At 71.2% G+C, this 16570-nt stretch carries 14 protein-coding genes and 4 pseudogenes; 12 read left to right on the plus strand and 6 right to left on the minus strand.

The window, feature by feature from the left end; genetic code table 11:
- Positions 1 to 21: 21 nt before the first annotated feature.
- A complete protein-coding gene (locus tag PZB77_RS02590; protein ID WP_275490876.1) occupies positions 22 to 1212 on the minus strand; it encodes a DMT family transporter in 1191 nt (396 codons plus the stop codon).
- A complete protein-coding gene (locus PZB77_RS02595; RefSeq protein WP_275490877.1) occupies positions 1209 to 2168 on the minus strand; it encodes a phosphatase PAP2 family protein in 960 nt (319 codons plus the stop codon). The genes PZB77_RS02590 and PZB77_RS02595 overlap by 4 nt, the downstream gene beginning before the upstream one ends.
- A gap of 143 nt (positions 2169 to 2311) precedes the next feature.
- On the opposite strand from PZB77_RS02595, the gene PZB77_RS02600 reads away from it, so the two are divergent.
- The 7 genes and pseudogenes from PZB77_RS02600 to PZB77_RS02630 form a co-directional block, all read left to right on the plus strand.
- Complete coding sequence (locus tag PZB77_RS02600) at positions 2312 to 3019, plus strand: TetR/AcrR family transcriptional regulator (RefSeq protein WP_275490878.1); 708 nt, start codon at positions 2312 to 2314, stop codon at positions 3017 to 3019.
- 199 nt (positions 3020 to 3218) lie between these two features.
- Entirely contained in the window at positions 3219 to 4232 is a 1014-nt protein-coding gene (locus tag PZB77_RS02605) for an SPFH domain-containing protein (protein ID WP_275490879.1), read from the plus strand.
- Entirely contained in the window at positions 4229 to 5185 is a 957-nt protein-coding gene (locus tag PZB77_RS02610; protein WP_275490880.1) for a hypothetical protein, read from the plus strand. The genes PZB77_RS02605 and PZB77_RS02610 overlap by 4 nt, the downstream gene beginning before the upstream one ends.
- A 504-nt stretch (positions 5186 to 5689) precedes the next feature.
- Complete coding sequence (locus tag PZB77_RS02615; RefSeq protein WP_275490881.1) at positions 5690 to 6421, plus strand: DUF4232 domain-containing protein; 732 nt, start codon at positions 5690 to 5692, stop codon at positions 6419 to 6421.
- Between the two features lie 244 nt (positions 6422 to 6665).
- Positions 6666 to 8153: a glycerophosphodiester phosphodiesterase family protein gene (locus PZB77_RS02620; RefSeq protein ID WP_275490882.1), complete on the plus strand. Its 1488-nt coding sequence runs from the start codon at positions 6666 to 6668 to the stop codon at positions 8151 to 8153.
- A gap of 202 nt (positions 8154 to 8355) precedes the next feature.
- Entirely contained in the window at positions 8356 to 10059 is a 1704-nt protein-coding gene (locus PZB77_RS02625; RefSeq protein ID WP_275490883.1) for a RecQ family ATP-dependent DNA helicase, read from the plus strand.
- Positions 10053 to 10265, plus strand: a pseudogene (locus tag PZB77_RS02630) (pentapeptide repeat-containing protein); the annotation flags it as partial. The gene PZB77_RS02625 and the pseudogene PZB77_RS02630, both read left to right, overlap by 7 nt.
- A gap of 196 nt (positions 10266 to 10461) precedes the next feature.
- On the opposite strand, the pseudogene PZB77_RS02635 reads toward PZB77_RS02630, so the two are convergent.
- Positions 10462 to 10629 (minus strand): annotated as a pseudogene (locus PZB77_RS02635) (IS5/IS1182 family transposase); the annotation flags it as partial.
- Positions 10630 to 10754: 125 nt separating this feature from the next.
- The gene (locus PZB77_RS02640; RefSeq protein WP_275490884.1) at positions 10755 to 11441 is read right to left on the minus strand and encodes a TetR/AcrR family transcriptional regulator C-terminal domain-containing protein; all 687 of its coding nucleotides are present in this window, start codon (positions 11439 to 11441) and stop codon (positions 10755 to 10757) included.
- A gap of 108 nt (positions 11442 to 11549) precedes the next feature.
- Here PZB77_RS02640 and PZB77_RS02645 point away from each other — a divergent pair, with 108 nt between their 5' ends.
- Positions 11550 to 12683, plus strand: coding sequence for an NAD(P)/FAD-dependent oxidoreductase (locus PZB77_RS02645; protein ID WP_275490885.1), 1134 nt, complete (start codon positions 11550 to 11552; stop codon positions 12681 to 12683).
- A gap of 157 nt (positions 12684 to 12840) precedes the next feature.
- Here PZB77_RS02645 and PZB77_RS02650 read toward each other — a convergent pair.
- Together PZB77_RS02650 and PZB77_RS02655 are read right to left on the minus strand one after the other, a co-directional pair.
- Positions 12841 to 12978 (minus strand): annotated as a pseudogene (locus PZB77_RS02650) (helix-turn-helix domain-containing protein); the annotation flags it as partial.
- A gap of 57 nt (positions 12979 to 13035) precedes the next feature.
- Positions 13036 to 13200, minus strand: a pseudogene (locus PZB77_RS02655) (IS5/IS1182 family transposase); the annotation flags it as partial.
- Positions 13201 to 13470: 270 nt separating this feature from the next.
- On the opposite strand from PZB77_RS02655, the gene PZB77_RS02660 reads away from it, so the two are divergent.
- The 4 genes from PZB77_RS02660 to PZB77_RS02675 all read left to right on the plus strand — a co-directional run bounded on the left by PZB77_RS02660 (position 13471) and on the right by PZB77_RS02675 (position 16467).
- A complete protein-coding gene (locus PZB77_RS02660) occupies positions 13471 to 13848 on the plus strand; it encodes a hypothetical protein (RefSeq protein WP_275490886.1) in 378 nt (125 codons plus the stop codon).
- A gap of 68 nt (positions 13849 to 13916) precedes the next feature.
- A complete protein-coding gene (locus tag PZB77_RS02665; protein ID WP_275490887.1) occupies positions 13917 to 14666 on the plus strand; it encodes an ATP-binding cassette domain-containing protein in 750 nt (249 codons plus the stop codon).
- The gene (locus PZB77_RS02670) at positions 14663 to 15898 is read left to right on the plus strand and encodes a hypothetical protein (protein ID WP_275490888.1); all 1236 of its coding nucleotides are present in this window, start codon (positions 14663 to 14665) and stop codon (positions 15896 to 15898) included. Before PZB77_RS02665 ends, PZB77_RS02670 begins: the two co-directional genes overlap by 4 nt.
- On the plus strand, positions 15895 to 16467 hold the full coding sequence (locus tag PZB77_RS02675) for a hypothetical protein (protein ID WP_275490889.1): 573 nt from the start codon (positions 15895 to 15897) through the stop codon (positions 16465 to 16467). The genes PZB77_RS02670 and PZB77_RS02675 overlap by 4 nt, the downstream gene beginning before the upstream one ends.
- Positions 16468 to 16570 lie beyond the last annotated feature (103 nt).

The raw sequence follows: 16570 nt of genomic DNA on the forward strand, positions 1-16570 counted from the left end.
CGACGGGCTCCGGCCGTGCGCTCACCTTCCGGTGGTCGCGGCGGGTCCGAGACTGTCGGCGGTCGGCCGCTCCGCCGTCCGGGGGCTCCCGATGACGGTGCGCCGTGTCCGTGTCCTGGTCCTGCGGCGGACGCCCGGGGCGGCGGCGGGTACCGCCGAGGCGGGATGCCGGCCGGCGAGCGTGACGGGGGCGGCCACCGGAGGGAGCGGCGCCCGGGACGGCCCGTCGGCGACCGGCGGGGGCGGGAGCACCGGCACGGCCGGCAGGGCCGGAGCCCCGGTGGAGGGCCGGGTTCCGGAGAGGGCCGGGGTCTCGGAGGGCGCCCGGGTGTCGGACGGGGCCGGGTTGTCGGCGGAAGCCGGGTTGTCGGCGGAGGCCGGGTTGTCGGCGGAGGCCTGCGCCCGGCTGAGCAGGATCACCCCGCGTACCGAGAGCGCGATGCCCGCGGCGGCCGGCACCAGGCTGAGGGTGCCGCCCTGGAGGCGCTCCCCCAGGAGCACCATTCCGATGACGGCGGCGGCCACCGGGTTGGCCAGGGTCAGTACGGCGAGCGGAGCGCCCAGACCGTGCCGGTACGCGGTCTGCGAGAAGAGCAGTCCGCCCATGGAGAAGGCGGCGACCAGCAGGGTCACGATCACGGTGCGCGGGGTGAACACGGCGCCCGAATGGTCGGTGAGGGCGACGGTCAGTGTCTGGGTCAGCGCGGAGGCGACACCGGAGGTGATGCCGGAGGCGGCGGCGTGCCGGAGTCCGGGGCGGGCGCCGGGGCGACCGAGCCCGGAGACCACGGCCAGGGTGACCGCGCCGACGCCGAGGGCTGCGCCGAGCCCGAGGGTCTCGTGCGGTGCGGCGCCACCCGCGGCCGTCAGCAGGGCGGCCAGTCCGACGAGGGTCAGGACGGTGCCCCGCCACTCGGTGGCGCTGACCTTGCGGCCGGCGGTACGGGCTCCGAGCGGGACGGCGGCCACGAGGGTGAGCGCGCCGAGCGGCTGCACCAGCGTGAGCGGTCCGTACTTCAGGGCGGCGACGTGGAGCAGGGCTCCGGTGGCGTTGAGCCCCACCGAGGCCCACCAGGCACCGCGTCCGAGCAGCTTGAGCCCACCGGTACCGGGCTCGGTGCGTCCGGCCAGCCGGGACTGGGCCACGGCGGCGGCCGCGTAGGCGACGGCGGAGACGAGGCAGAAGAGGATGGCGACCAGCGTGGCGTTCACCGTGCGACTCCGCGTCCGGCTCCGGGCGCGACGAGGGTCCGCCGGGGAGCGGACCCCCCATCGGCGCAGGTGGGGGCGGACGTGCCGCCGGGGTGGGCGGGCGCGGGGATGCCACCGGCGTAGGCGTGGTCTCCGGCGAACGGGTAGCTCCCTGCCGGGGCGGGCACCCCGGGACCGGGGAAACCGCCCGCCGCGGAGGGCCACGGCCCTCGGAGCCGTACCGCGTGCGAAGGCCGGTTCAGCGGGATCGCGGCCAGGGCCAGCGCGAGGAGGGCCGTGACGACGAGGGCGTCGAGCCAGTAGTGGTTGGCGGTACCGACGATCACCAGCAGGGTGAGGAGCGGGTGCAGCAGCCACAGCCACCGCCACCGGGAGCGTCCGGCGGCGACGAGTCCCACCGCCACCATGAGCGCCCAGCCGAAGTGCAGGGACGGCATCGCGGCGAACTGGTTGGCCATGGTGTCGGTGGTGGGTGTGGCGCCGTAGACGGAGGGGCCGTACACCTGGCCGGTGTCGACGAGTCCCGCGGCGGCCAGCATCCGCGGCGGGGCCAGCGGGAAGACGAGGTGGAGCACGAGGGCGGCGCCGGTCAGCGCCGCGAGTATGCGGCGCGACCAGAGGTAGTGGTGCGGGTGGCGCCAGAACAGCCACACCAGGAAGAGCACGGTGGCCGGGAAGTGGACCGTCGCGTAATAGGTGTTCGCCAGGTGGATGAGGACCTGGCCGTGCATCAGGAGACCCTGGACGTGCCCCTCCCCGGGAAGACCGGCGGCCCGTTCGAGGTCCCAGACGTGGCCGGCGTTGCGGAAGGCCTCGTCCACGTGGCCGTTGGCCGCCTGGCGACCGAGCTTGTAGACGAGGAAGAGCCCCACGACGAGGAGGAACTCGCGGACGAGGGGCGGGCGGGTCGAGGCGTCCGGCTCCCGTTCCGCAGGCGTGCTGCGGGTGTGCATCACCCGTGCCCCTAACTGACGAAGCGATGGTGTCTGGACATGGTTCCGCCATGCCCTATCGATACGCCAGTGTACCGATACGCAAACGTATCGGTACACTGGCGTATCGAAGCGCCGTACCGCCGAGCCCTCAGGAGGAAGAGCCCATGCCGACCCGGGACTCCGCGCGGGAATCGACCCGGGACTCCGCGCGGGAGCCGGCGCAGGCCTCCGCACCGGAACCGGAGCGGGAAGCAGCACCGGAACCGGCGGCCGTCGCCCGGTCACCGCGCTCGAAGATCACCCCGGAGCGGGCCCAGGAGCTCTACACCGCGGTCCTGGACCTGCTGCGCGAGAGCGGCTACGAGTCGCTGACGATGGAGGGCGTCGCGGCCAGGACCCGTTGCGGCAAGTCGACGCTCTACCGCCAGTGGGGCTCGAAGCCCGAACTGGTCGTCGCGGCCCTGCACAGCACCCGGCGCGGCTCCCTCGCCCACATCGACACCGGCTCCCTGGCGGGCGACCTGCTCGCGGCGGCGCGTGCCATCGGCGCCCGTTCCAACGTGGACACCACGCTGATGCACGCGCTGAGCCACGCCTCCCTGCAGAGTCCGGAGCTGCTCTGCGCGATGCGCGAATCGCTGGTGGTGCCGGAGATCGCGGCGATCGACGCCATGGTGCGCAGGGGTTCCGAACGCGGCGAGATCGCCGCCGACTGCCCGACGGCCGGGTACGTGGCCGCCCAGATCTTCGGCATGGTGCGTGTGCGCCCCCTGCTCGAAACCCTGTACGCCGACGAGGCGTACCTCGTGCGCTTCACCGAGCAGGTCATCCTGCCCGGGCTCGGACTGGAGTCGCCTCCGGCCGGGCCCTGACCGATCGTGGGCCGTCCACCCCAGCGGAGGGGCGGCTCATCCGCGTCGCACCGTGGGGACGGGGGCGGCGCGCCGACGGCCGGCGACTTCATCGAAGTCGCCGGCCTTTCGCGTGGCCGAAACGCCTTCTCGTCCCCTTGACGATATTGCACCGCTCCCGTTATCGTCCTCTTGACGAGAAATGGAAGGGGTCGTTCCCATGGCCGACATCACCCGGCGCTTCGGCTGGCGCCACCTGCGCTCCGCACCGACCGCCCACGTCCGCCACCACCACCGGGGCACCCTCGCCCACGACGGCCCCGGACTCAGCTTCTGGTACCGCTCGCTGAGCGCAGCGCTCTCCGAGGTTCCGGTGGACGACCGCGAGCTGGCGATGGCCTTCCACGCCCGCACCGCCGACTTCCAGGACGTGACGGTGCAGGCCACCGTCACGTACCGGGTCAGCGATCCCGCGCTGGCGGCCGCCCGGCTGGACTTCTCCGTGGACCCCGACACCGGCGTGTGGCGCGGTTCCCCCCTCGAACAGATCGCCACCCTCCTCACCGAGACCGCGCAGCAGCACACCCTGGACGCGCTGGCCCGCACCCCTCTCGCCACCGCCCTCGTGGACGGGGTGGCCCTGGTACGCGACCGGGTCTCGGCCGGGCTCACCGCCGAGCCCCGGCTGCCCGCGACGGGGATCGACGTGGTGGCCACGCGCGTCGTGGCGATCCGCCCCGAGGCGGAGGTGGAGCGCGCGCTGCGCACCCCCGCCCGCGAACAGATCCAGCAGGAGGCGGACCGCGCCACCTACGAGCGCCGGGCGGTGGCGGTCGAGCGGGAACGCGCCATCGCCGAGAACGAGCTGGCCAGTCAGATCGAGCTGGCCCGCCGGGAGGAGCGGCTCGTCGACCAGCGCGGCACCAACACCCGCCGCGAGGCGGAGGAGAAGGCCGCGGCCGACGACGTCCGGGCCCGGGCGGAGGCCTCCCGCGCGGTACGGCTGGCCAAGGCCGAGGCGGAGGCCGTACGGGAGACGGGTGCGGCCCGGGCCGACGCGCAGGCGGCCTGGCTGCGCGTCCACGCGGAGGTCGACGCGGCGACGCTGCACGCCCTCGCGGCGACCCGGCTCGCCGAGAACCTGCCGCACATCGACAGCCTCACCCTCTCCCCCGACGTGCTGACCGGGCTGCTCGCACGCCTCGGCCGGCCCGGCGGCGGGACCCCGGCGTGAGCCTCGCGCCCCGCGCCGTCCTCGTGCACCGCGCCACGGAGTACGAGGAGCTGCTCGCCCGCCACGGCACCCACGGGCAGGCCGCGTTCTTCCTCTCCAGCCGGGGGCGCTCCCTCGACGAGGTGGCACGGCGCCACCACCGCGCGCACCGGGCCCTGGCCGACGTGGCCTCGGCCGTACCGCTGACCTGGCGGCGCTCCCGGGTGGAACGCGCCGACCTCGACCGCTTCCTCTTCGCCCCCGAGGACGTGGTGATCGTCGTCGGGCAGGACGGATTGGTCGCCAACACGGCGAAGTACCTCTCCGGCCAGCCCGTCGTGGGCATCGACACCGACCCGGGGCGCAATCCGGGCGTCCTGGTACGCCACCGCGCGCGGGACACCGGAGCGCTGCTGCGGTCCGCCACCGCGCCCGGCGGCCGGGTGGACGAGCTGACCATGGTGGAGGCGGTCGCGGACGACGGCCAGCGCCTCCTGGCGCTCAACGAGATCTACCTCGGTCCCCCGGGACACCAGACGATCCGCTACCGCATCGCCCCGGAAGCGGGCCGGGGGGACGCCGGGCGCGGAGGGGCCGGCGTCCCGGGGACCCACGGTGGAGCGGCCGACGGTACCGGCGAGGCGCAAGCGTCCTCCGGGGTGCTGGTCGGCACCGGTACGGGCGCCACCGGCTGGCTCCGCTCGCTCTGGCAGGAGCGCGGCGGCCCGCTGCGTCTGCCCGCCCCCTCGGACCCCCGGCTCCTCTGGTTCGTACGGGAGGCGTGGCCGTCCCCGGTGACGGGGACCTCGCTGGTCGCCGGGGAGCTGGGGCGCGGCGAGGGGCTGCGGCTCACCGTGGAGTCGGACCGGATGGCGGTGTTCGGGGACGGGATGGAGTCCGACGCGCTGGAGTTGACGTGGGGTCAGTCGGTGCGGCTCGGCGTTTCGGCCACTTCACTGCGGCTGACCGCCTGACGGCGGGCCCCTCGTACGCCCCGCCACTCCGGGGCCCCGCACCAGGCGTCCGGCCCGTCGCGCAGAGCGGCGGACCGGACTCGGGTCGGGTCGGGTCGGGTCGGGTCGGGCGAACAGGGTCGGATCGGGCGGTTCACGGAGGGTTCAGCACTGGGGCTTTCTGCCGTGGTTCGCGGGGTGCTTGCGGCGTGCCTTCTTCTTCCGCCGACGCTTCGAGGACATGGCCACCTCCGGCTGGATCGGGACGGTGCGGAGCTCTTTCCGACCGCTCCATGGTCCCAGCACCAGACGCGGGGCGCGATTCGGTGGAGCCGGACGCGGTGCGTGCCCCGCCCGGCACGCACCGGAACATCTCACCCCGCCCGGTCCGCGACACATCCGTCCGGCTCGGTCCGGTTCCGGTACTTTCCGGCTCCGGTCCTTTCTGGTTCCGGCTCCGGTCCTTTCCGGTTCCGGTTCCGGCCAAGAAGGTTCGGGCGGCGCAGGATCGAGCAGGCGGAAGACATGAACTCTTCCGCCCGTAACGCCACAGCTCCGACAGGACCGGCTCTCCGCCCGCGCGCACGGCGTTCCGGTGGCCTCCGCCGGTTCGGACTCCTCCCGGTCGTGACGGCGTCGATCGCGCTGGCGGCGGCCGGCTGCGGCGACACCTCCTCGACCTCGACCGATCCGGCCGGCGCGAGCCGTCCGGTTTCGGGCAGTGCCACACCCGGGGCGCCCAGCTCGTCCGGCCGGCCCACGACCGGCGGTTCCCCGTCCGTGACCTCCGCGGCCCCCTCGGGGCCGTCCGACCCCGCCGCACCGTCGCAGACCTCCGGCGCGGCGGGCGCGAGCGCTTCCCAGCGGTGTGCGGCCGAAAAACTCACCATGGACCTGGCCCCCGCCGACGCGGGTGCCGGTCAGGTCTACTACCGGCTCACCTTCACCAACACGTCGGCGAAGACGTGCACGCTGAAGGGCTATCCCGGTGTCTCCCTGATCCAGCGCGACGGCAGTGTGATCGGCGTCCCGGCCACGCATGAGGGGAGCGCCGGTACGAGCAAGGAGATCCGCCCCGGCGGGACGGCGGCGGTCACCCTGCACACCGTCAACGAGGGAATCTCCGACTCCCCGTGCTGGGGCCGGCCCGACTACCTCAAGGTGTATCCGCCGGGCTCCACGAAGGCGCTGACACTGCGGACCGCCCAACCGCTGGTCTGCGGCGACCGCTTCACGACCACGGCGGTGAGCGGCTGACGCAGCGGTGTTCCGGGGCGGCGGCCGCCGCCCCGCGGTCCGCGGCGCGCGGTCAGCCGGCGCGCGGTCAGCCGGCGCGCGGTCAGCCGGTGCGCGGTCAGCCGGCGCGCGGTCAGCCGGTGCGCGGTCAGCCGGCGCGCGGTCGGGAGGACTTCGCCCTTCCGCCCGGCGCCTCCCCGCGTGCCTGCCTACCTGCCGCCCCCTCTGCCGCCCTGTCCGCGGACCGGCCCTTAGGGTGCGGATCATGAAGAGGTCCCTGGTGAATCGTTCCGCCGCACTGCTCGTCTCCCTGGTGCTGGCCGCGTCCGGTGCGCTGCTGACAACCGGCTGCTCTCCGGCGGGCCCCGGGTCCGGCGGATCGGAGCGGGCCGACGGCCGCGGAGGGGGCTCCCCGGCGCCCAGGATCGGAGGGCCGGGCCGGCCCGGCCGTACGGCCGCCGAGCGGGCGTACCGGGACCTGCTCGACCACGGGCCCGACGCCAAGATCCTCACGGCTGCGCACCGGGGGCAGTGGCGGAGCGCCCCGGAGAACTCGTTGCGGGCCTTCGAGGCGGCCTTCGCGGACGGTGCGGAGCTCGTCGAGACCGACGTACGGACGACCAGGGACGGCGTTCTGGTGCTGATGCACGACCCCACGGTCGACCGCACCACCGACGGCACGGGCGCCGTCGCCGACCTGACGTGGGCGCAGCTCGGCCGGCTCCGGCTCCGTGAAGGGCTGGGGGGCGGTCGGGCGGCGGTCACCGGGGAACGGGTGCCGACGCTCGAGGAGGCGATGGAGGTCGCCAGGGACCGCGGTCTGGTGAACCTGGACAAGGGATGGGCGGAGCGTGAGGCGGTCTGGGACGTCCTCACCCGCACCGGCACGGTCCACAACGGGCTCTTCAAGAGCGACGCGCCGGTAGCCGAGGTCGGGGAGTTCCTCGCCGCCCACCCACGAGCCCTCTACATGCACAAGATCACGGACGCCGGCATCGGCGACGTCGAACGCTTCGGCGACGACCGGCCGGTGGCGTACGAGGTCACCTTCGACAGCGTCCAGGACGCCGTGGCCCGCAGGCCGTTCCTCGACGCGCTCGCCAGGCACAGCCGGGTCTGGAGCAACACCATGGGGAACGGCCTGTCGGACCACATGACCGACGAGGCGTCGCTGACCGATCCCCTGCGCGGCTGGGAGGCGTTGGCGCGCGGTTTCCGTACGACCGTCTTCCAGACGGACGACGTCGCGAAGGTCGAGTCCTGGCTCCGCTCCGGCGAGGGCGACCCCGTACCGCGCGGCGCGGTACGGGTGCAGGCGGAGGATTTCCGGGCCGGCGAGGGGACGGGCTACCACGACGACGACGCCGCGAACAGGGGTGGGTTCGGCATGCGTCCCGGCGAGGGCGTCGACGTCGGCGACGCCGACGGCAATGTCCGGGTCAGCTGGATGCGCGGCGGGGAGTGGCTGACGTACGACGTGGACGTTCCGCGTACGGGGACGTACGCCCTCTCCGCACGGGTCTCCTCGACGTACTCCCCGGCCGGTACGTACACCGTCTCCTTCGACGGCGGCGAGGAGAGTGAGCGGGTCGCCGTGCGCAACACCACCAGCCACGCCAAGGAAGTGCTCCAGCCCGGCGGGGTACGGCGGCGGCTCACCGCCGGGCACCACGTCCTCAAGGTCTCCCTGCCCACCGGCGTACCGCAGAACTGGAACCTCGACTACCTCCAGCTCGTGCCGGTCCGCGGCTGACCGGGCGGCTCGCCTCCGTGCCGGGGCTCTTCCCGCCAGGCGCGTTCGGCCCGGGTGACCGGGGGCCGCGGGCCGGTGGCGGACGTGTCCGCGACAGCGCGCCGCCGCCGGGGGCGCTACCGCGCGCTTACCGGGGTACGAGGAGCGCCACAGGGGTCCCGCTCCCGCGGGGGCTGCCCCGTTCGTGCTGTCGAGGAGTGTCATGGTGGCTGCTTCGTCGCGTCGTCTTCAGGACGTCGCGCGGGAGGTGTTCGGCTGGGAGCGGTTGCGGCCGGAGCAGGTGATGGCGATGGAAGCGGTGATGGAGCGGCGCGACGCCCTGGTGGTGATGCCCACGGGCGCCGGGAAGTCGGCCGTCTACCAGGTTCCCGGTGTGCTGCTGTCGGGCCCGACCGTCGTGGTGTCGCCGCTCATCGCGCTCCAGCGCGACCAGGTCCAGGGGCTGCTCCGGCGCGAGGGTACGGACGCGGCCGCGGTGAACTCGACGCAGAGCGGCAACGAGAACGCGGCGGTGTGGGACAGGATCAGCGAGGGCGATGTCGACTTCCTCTTCCTCGCGCCCGAGCAGTTGGCGAAGGACGAGGTGGTCGAGCAGCTCGCGGCCGCGAAGCCGGCGTTGTTCGTCGTCGACGAGGCCCAGTGCGTCTCGTCCTGGGGTCACGACTTCCGGCCCGAGTACCTGCGGCTCGGGCAGGTGCTCGACCGCATCGGGCGTCCGCCGGTGCTGGCCCTGACGGCGAGCGCGGCGGCCCCGGTGCGGGCCGACATCATCGCGCACCTGGGGATGCGGGACGTGCACGAGGTCGTCACCGGCTTCGACCGGCCCAACATCCACCTGGAGGTGATCCCCTTCCGGGACGCCGCGGTCAAGAGGCGGGCGGTGGTCGAGCGTGCCGCGGCGGAGCCCAAGCCGGGTCTGGTGTACGCGGCCACGCGGCGCGAGGCGGAGAAGTACGCGGACGAGCTCGGCCAGCTGGGGCTGGACGTGGCGGCTTACCACGCGGGGCTTCCGGCGCAGGAGCGCGGCGACGTGCACGACCGCTTCCTGGCGGGCTCGCTGGACGTGGTGGTGGCGACGTCCGCCTTCGGCATGGGCATCGACAAGCCGGACGTGCGCTTCGTGCTCCACGCCTCCGTGCCCGGCTCGCTGGACGCGTACTACCAGGAGATAGGCAGGGCCGGCCGGGACGGTGAGCCGTCCCGCGCGATCCTCGCGTACCGGCCGCAGGACCTCGGGCTCCAGCGTTTCTTCGCGGCGGGCCGCCCGGACCCGGACACCGTGACCCAGGTGGCGCGCACGCTGGCGGACCACGACGGTCCCGTACGCCCCAGCGAGTTGCGGGACGAGACGAACCTGACGGCAAGCCGGCTGACGGCCGTCGTCAACCTCCTGGAGCAGGTCGACGCGGTTCGCACCACCGGCGACGGGGACGTGGAGCCGGCCCCCGGCATCGACGCGGCCCGCGCCGCCCAGCAGGCGGTCGAGCTGGGCGACGCCCACCAGCAGTTGGAGCGCTCCCGGGTGGACATGATGCGCGGCTACGCGGAGACCACCGGCTGCCGCCGCCGCTTCCTCCTCGGTTACTTCGGGCAGGTCCGAAGCGACTCCGAGGGGTGCGGCTCCTGCGACCAGTGCGAGGCGGCCGAGCTGTCCCGGGCGGGCGCGGAGCTCGGTCCGGCGGTCCTGGCGGGCACCGGAGGGCTGATACCCGCTCCTTCCGCCCCGGCCCCGTCGGAGGACGAGCACCCCTTCCACCCCGGCACCCGGGTCCGGCACCAGCACTGGGGCGAGGGTTCGGTGATGAGCGAGGAGGAGGAGCGTCTGACGGTGCTGTTCGAGACCGTGGGGTACCGCACCCTGTCTTTGGAGGTCGTGCGGCAACAGGGCCTGCTCGACGTGTGCTGATCGCGCGGGGCGGCGCTCCCGCGCCACGAGGCCGGGCCCGGCTCACCGGGGCCCGGCTCAGCGGGGCCCGGCTCAGCGGGGCCCGGCTCAGCGGGGCCCGGCTCAGCGGGGCCCGGCTCAGCGGGGCCCGGCTCAGCGGGGCCCGGCTCAGCGGGGCCCGGCTCAGCGGGGCCCGGCTCAGCGGGGCCCGGCTCAGCGGGGCTGGGCTCAGCGGGGCTGGGCCTCGTGGTGACGCTGGGCGCCTTCGCCCACGCCGGTGTTCAGGTGCCCGTCCGCCGCACCACGGTGACCGCTCCGGGCGTCGGAGCGAACTCCTCGCCGGCCGGCTGTCCGACGAGTGCCTCACCCGGGGGCCGGGGCAGCCGGACCGGTGCGTCACCGTGGTTCACCAGGGAGGGCCCCGGCGATCCGGGTGGGGGTGTCGTGGCGGCGCAGGTACACGAGTGCGGCCGGAGCACGGCGGTGCGGGGGGAGTTCGCACCGCCGGCCGCCCTCGCGGGTGACGGTGGGCATCGTGACCCACTCGACCAGGGCGTGGGGCAGGTCGGGGGCTGCCGGGCAGGGAACCAACAGGCCTCCCGTACACAAGAGTCGAGACGTCGAACACCTTCCTCGACGGCACCGGAGCCCTGCCCGTCACGCACCCCGGCCTGACACCGCCCCGTCAAAGATGGGGGCACGGGTGCCGGGGTCCTCTAGCGGAGGGTGGAGACACCGGCGAGGAAGATGTCCACCCCGACGAGGAACTGCTCGCGGTCGTCGTGTTCGCCCAGCCGGGTCGCCGCCGCGTGCACGAACGGGTACCGGGCGGGGTCGATCCGCGCCCACTGCGTGGCGGCGTCCTCGAGGAAGGTCTCCCGGTCTGCGCCGCTGCCCCTGCGCAGCCGTGCGTTCGCGGCGTTCTGCGCGGCGACACCGAGGACGTAGTTCACCAGCGCGCCGGCCGCGTCGAAGCGCGCCTCCTGCGGAACGTCGAGGGCGTCGAGCAGGCGGCCGACACCCTCGTAGAAGTCCAGCAGCGCGGGCCGCCACGGCTGGCGGGAGAATTCCGCACCCACCCAGGGGTGGGCGTCGATCGCGTCGAACAGTCCGAGGGCGAGGGCGCGCAGTGCGCCACGCGGATCCGCGTCGGCGCCCGCGCCGGACATCACGCCGGTGATCACCTCGTCAGCGGCCGTCGCGAGCAGATCCCCCTTGTCCTTGACGTGGTGGTAGATGGCGCCGTAACCGGTGCTCAGGCGCACGGTGAGGGCGCGCAGCGTCAGTGCTTTCTCGCCGCCGCCGTCCAGCATCTCGATCGCGGTCCGGATGATGATCTCCCTCGACAGGCTGTCCGTCCGCCGGGGCGAGCGCGCGGATCCCTTCGCTTTTTCCTTCTCCATCGCCCCAGCATCGCATGGATGGAGCGCCGATCCAACGCGTGCTAGCTTGATTGGAGTGACGATCCAAAGGGGGCGTCGCGGCATTCGGCCATTCCTGTGGAGGACACCATGACGACACCGGTCACGATCATCGGAGCGGGTCTGGGCGGCCTGACGCTCGCCCGCGTTCTGCACGTGCACGGCATCCCCGCCACGGTCTACGAGGCCGAGCCCGCACCGGACTCGCGCCGTCAGGGCGGCCTGCTCGACCTCCACCCCCACAGCGGGCAGGCCGCTCTGGAGGCGGCCGGACTGACGGAGGAGTTCCGCAAGCTGGTCCTTCCGGGCCGCGAGGCGTACCGGATCCTGGACCGGGCGGGGAACGTGCTGCTCGACCTGCCCGACGTCGGATCCGGCGAACGCCCGGAAGTCCCGCGCGGCGCGCTGCGGCAGATGCTGCTCGACTCCCTGCCCGCCGAAACCGTCCGCTGGGGCCACAAGGTCACTGCCGTCCGGGCCCTCGGCGACGGCCGCCGACAGGTGACCTTCGCCGCCGGCACCACGATCGTCGCGGACCTGCTCGTCGGCGCCGACGGCGCCTGGTCGCGCGTGAGGCCGCTGTTGTCGCCGGCCACACCGGAGTACTTCGGCATCTGCAGCGTGGAGACGTTCCTCTTCGACGCCGAAACCCGCCACCCCGCCTCCGTGGAGGCGGTCGGAGCAGGCTCACTGTTCGCGCTCGCACCAGGCAGGGGACTGCTGGCCCACCGGGAAGGCGGCGGAACCCTGCACACCTACGTACAGCTGAAGAAGCCCCGGGACTGGTTCACCGACCTCGACACCACCGATGACCAAGCCCTCACCGCACGGGTGATGCGGGAATTCGACGGGTGGGCCCCCGCGCTCACCGCATTGATCGTCGACAGCGACACCCCGCCGGTCCTGCGTCCCATATTCACCCTGCCGGCCGGGCACCGCTGGGAGCGCGTGCCGGGGGTGACCCTGCTCGGCGACGCCGCCCATCTGCGGGCACCGAACGGCGAAGGCGCCAACCTGGCCATGCTGGACGGCGCCGAACTCGGCCGCGCCCTCGCCGCGCATCCCGACGCTGCGGAGACGGCGCTCGCCGCGCACGAAGAGACCATGTTCGCCCGCGCCGCTGCCGCGGAAGCGAAGGACGACGGCTTTTACACCACCATGATCGACGACCACGCGCCCCACAGCCTGCTCGCCCTGATGACCGGCGCCACATCCGAAGCGTGATCCACGGCGCTGACCGTCGCTGCATGCACGGGACTGGTCGGGAACGAGGAGTTCGCCCAGGCACTCCGGCGGCTGGAACGCTTCGGCTGCGGCACGAATCCCTTGATCTGCGGGTCGCGGGCGACGATCTACTCAGTCGCGGCAGCGACGCGGGCTCCTACGACCGCAAGGACCGCGGGCCGCCCTCGGACCACGTGTGACGCCACCGCTGCACCGATCGGACACTGATCCGCAGATCCCTGGCGATCGCCGTACTGCCCTCGCCACGAGCGAACCGCTCAGCCGCCTGGAGCCGTAACTCCTCGCGCCTGCACTGCCGTTCAGCGGCAAACCCGCCACCCTATCTCAGTAGGCCCGGCAACGTTGGCGACAACCAGAGGCTCTCCCCGCTGGGGTCTGTGTGGACCTGCACGTCCACCGTGCCGCTTGCGTTGGAGTAGTCGGCCCCGCCGCCGCCGGCCCGGTCGCACTCCGCGAGCGCGCTGTCCAGGAGAACGCAATCCGGATCGTGTGCGCGTGGCTGAAAGTAGCAGCCTCATCAGACAAGATCAGGCCACGACTGAAAGTGATCGTTGTTCCCCTGAAGTGATCAGCCATAAGGTCACCCTGACCTGCGACAGAGACATGAAAGCCTGCCGGGCGAGCATCCAACTCCCACGGGAGGAGATGCACCCCTCCCTATTCCGCACGGTCGGTCTCGACTCACACAATCAGAATGGGACATACTGCGAAATCTATCTACGCGCGTTCAACTTCTCTGTATGCATCGGTCCGTCGAATCGCAGTGGTGTTGTTCAGCGTCGTGACAGTTGTCGGCATATGCAGCAGCCCTGCACAGGCGGGCAGCTACACCAGCTATATGGCCGGGGTGGAAGCGGGTTTTGAGTCCAGCCACTGGAACGAGGACTCCGCTGCCACAACGACGACCATCAAGTTCACCGGCTGCACCAGCGGCAGCAGTGCCGTGCACGTCAAACTGGCGAAGGACATCAACAACCTTCCCGACAACTACTACGTCGATGCCGCGTTCACGAAGTGCTTGGAGAGCAGCACTTCGACCTCCACAGGCGTTTGGGATGACCACGGGGCCGGCAGTTACTACTTCATCGTCAACGACGGTGGGTACGCCACCGTCTCGGTCAAAAGTTTGACTGTCTCTTGGTAATTGCACCCTCCCCGGCCACTCGCCCACGCGGGTGGCCGGGGCCTGCTCTGTCGATGAGGGTTACTTTCATGCCGTTGCACTACCAGTCCTGTACCTTTCGCTACAACCGCAGAACACGCCCTGTCCTCGACGAACTTGAACTGCGGTTCTCACTGGGCAACACCGTGCTCCTCGGCCCGAACGGAGCGGGCAAAAGTACGCTGCTCGCACTCGGGGCGAGCGCAAACGCCCCCCAGAGCGGGGAGATCCGATTGGGGAATCTGCGATCAGCGGACAGGAAAAGTCTGCCCGCCTACCGTCGCAAGGTGTCCTGGCTTCCCCAGCGGAGCTCCACTCTCCCGGGAATGACATGCCGGGAACAGGTCGCATATGTCGGATGGCTCAAAGGGATGCGTGAGCGAGACGCCTGGCGAGCCGCTCCAGAAGTCATTGAGCGAGTCGGGTTGACAGCGAAGATGAAGGACAAGGTGAATACCTTGTCCGGAGGTCAGCAGCAGCGATTGGCGATTGCTCAGGCGCTCGTTCACGGCGCGGAACTTCTCCTGCTCGACGAGCCTACAGCCGGTCTGGACCCCACCCAGCGCCGCCGCTTCCACGATCTTCTCGTGGAGCTTCGTGGGGCGGTGCACGTTATCGTGTCCACCCACGACATTGGAGATCTGGACGACGCATTCGACGAGGTTGTGGTCTTGGAAGGCGGTGTACCCCGATTCCAAGGGAGCGTAGTCGAGTTCGAAAGCCATGCTGCTCTCGGGAGCGCCCCTGGTCGACGCTTGGAGAGCGCATACTCCGCACTGCTGGGATCGGTGGAACAGTGATCTCGCTCGGAAATCTCCGCGCCTCATCAACCCCCTGGCTACTCATACCGGCCGCGCTCTATATGAGTAGTTACGTCGGCGGAGACAACTTTTGGGGCGTTCACGACTACGGCCCAGCCTCAGGTGAACTCGCCGCCTGGGGGATCACCGTGATCGCACCGGCAGTGGCCGGAGCTGCCGCCTGGGAAGCCGGCCGTCAGAAGGTATTCGGAGGTATCCGGGAAACCAGTGTGCGCAGTGTCGTACGACAGTGGCTTTGGGCAATCCGACCTGTCATGGCCCTGCATCTCTCCCTCGTGGCCGCCGCAATTGCCCTGGCCAAGTTCACGGTCGGCGTCTGGCCCGCCGATGCCGGTCTGCTCGCCGTTGCGCACTTGCTGGTGCTCCCCTACGGCTGGATGATCATTGGCTGGGTAGTGGGACTGCTGTGTCCCCGGGCTGTTGCAGCACCGGCCGTCGCCGTTGGCAGTTGGGCATGGCTGGCCGTTCCCCCCTCAATGAGCTCCCCTTCGTGGCGTCACCTGAGTGGCTTCGTGATCGAAGGCTCTACTCTGACCGATACCCTCGATCCTCTTGTCTACTTCATTCCGTGGGTGGTCACGGCCGGGTTCGCAGCGGCGTTGGTTCTCATGGCCGGGGCACGACGCAGGCCATGGCTCGTAGCTGCCGGCGCAGCACTCGTCGTCGGGACGCTCCTCGGTGGACGCAGCCTTGTAGCGGACTGGGGATTCAGCCCTTCGACAGAAGCTCGCCTCGGCCACACAGTCTGCATCGGCACGGCACCTGCAGTCTGTCTGCCCGAAGAGTATGAAAACGATGCAGCCAAAATCCGCCTTCAAAGCTTGCCCGCCCTGAAGGCACTAGGTGGCAGCGGGGTTCCCTTTCCCAGGATTTTGCGGATGGCCTCTGATGATCTCCCAACGCGACCGGGAACTTGGCCTCTCTACTGGTCGCCAGACACCTCTCTTGAGCAACTCAACATCGACCTCGCGCGGTCAGCAGTCACTGGTACGGCAGCGTTGCATGGAGTGCATGATTGTCGACAACCATCAATCGCAGCTACCTGGGCCCTACTGAGGGTGGGAGTGAACGAGAAGCAAGTACAGGAAATTACCTCTCCCCAAGAGTGGGCACAATTGCTACGAATCCGCGAACTGCCGGCTGAACAGCAGGCTAAGTGGTTCACCTCGACGGTTCAGGACCAAACTCACTGCATGGCAGGGCTGACATGAAGCTCTACTTCAACGTCATACGGCGCTGGTGGACCGTGCTTGTGGCCACCGCGTTGCTCGGCCTGGTCTCCTGGAGCCTCGGTGGCACCGAGATCCCTGTCCCTGGCTTCATGGGTGGCATGGTCAGCATGCGCGTTGAGTACTTCGCTCCCCTCCTGGTCATCGTCGCTGTCCTGTACTGCCTCGATCGTCGGTTGGAAGCTCCGGAGAGCACGGCGGTCGTGCGCCTGAGACGCTGGGATCTGGCCGCGGTTTCCCTCACAGCGTTCCTCGGTCATGTACTCGGCCTCTTCGTGGGCATGGACATACCTCGAAACCTGATGCTTCTCCTCGCTGTCGCTCTGCTCGTTCGACAGTTCAGTAACGAGGCGGCAGCAGGCGGTGCCTGCCTGCTGTTCCTGCTCGCCACTGCCAGCCTCGGCCGCAACTACCGTCCCTCGGGCCAGCCGACAGGCCAATGGTGGGCTCTTCCCCTCTACCCGCCTGGGAGTCTGAGCGCTTGGGTGGCCGCTCTGGCCCTCTTCGGCTGCGCGCTGCTGTCGTCAGGTCGGCGCAGGCGGTTCCGTTGATCTCCGAGGCTTTCTTAGCTTGACTCTGTCGGGGATCTTGGAGTGGTGGAGGTCAGGTGCCCAGTGGCCCGCCAAGTTTTCAGTCGGGGTAGCTCGCGCTGGT

This window comes from Streptomyces sp. AM 2-1-1 (assembly GCF_029167645.1).
Lineage (GTDB): Bacteria > Actinomycetota > Actinomycetes > Streptomycetales > Streptomycetaceae > Streptomyces.

Excerpts from the sequence above, each read along its gene's own strand:
- PZB77_RS02600 (WP_275490878.1), top strand. The coding sequence starts at position 2,312 with ATGCCGACCCGGGACTCCGCGCGGGAATCGACCCGGGACTCCGCGCGG.
- PZB77_RS02605 (WP_275490879.1), top strand. The coding sequence starts at position 3,219 with ATGGCCGACATCACCCGGCGCTTCGGCTGGCGCCACCTGCGCTCCGCA.
- PZB77_RS02615 (WP_275490881.1), top strand. The coding sequence starts at position 5,690 with ATGAACTCTTCCGCCCGTAACGCCACAGCTCCGACAGGACCGGCTCTC.
- PZB77_RS02620 (WP_275490882.1), top strand. The coding sequence starts at position 6,666 with ATGAAGAGGTCCCTGGTGAATCGTTCCGCCGCACTGCTCGTCTCCCTG.
- PZB77_RS02625 (WP_275490883.1), top strand. The coding sequence starts at position 8,356 with ATGGTGGCTGCTTCGTCGCGTCGTCTTCAGGACGTCGCGCGGGAGGTG.
- PZB77_RS02640 (WP_275490884.1), bottom strand. The coding sequence starts at position 11,441 with ATGGAGAAGGAAAAAGCGAAGGGATCCGCGCGCTCGCCCCGGCGGACG.
- PZB77_RS02645 (WP_275490885.1), top strand. The coding sequence starts at position 11,550 with ATGACGACACCGGTCACGATCATCGGAGCGGGTCTGGGCGGCCTGACG.
- PZB77_RS02665 (WP_275490887.1), top strand. The coding sequence starts at position 13,917 with ATGCCGTTGCACTACCAGTCCTGTACCTTTCGCTACAACCGCAGAACA.
- PZB77_RS02675 (WP_275490889.1), top strand. The coding sequence starts at position 15,895 with ATGAAGCTCTACTTCAACGTCATACGGCGCTGGTGGACCGTGCTTGTG.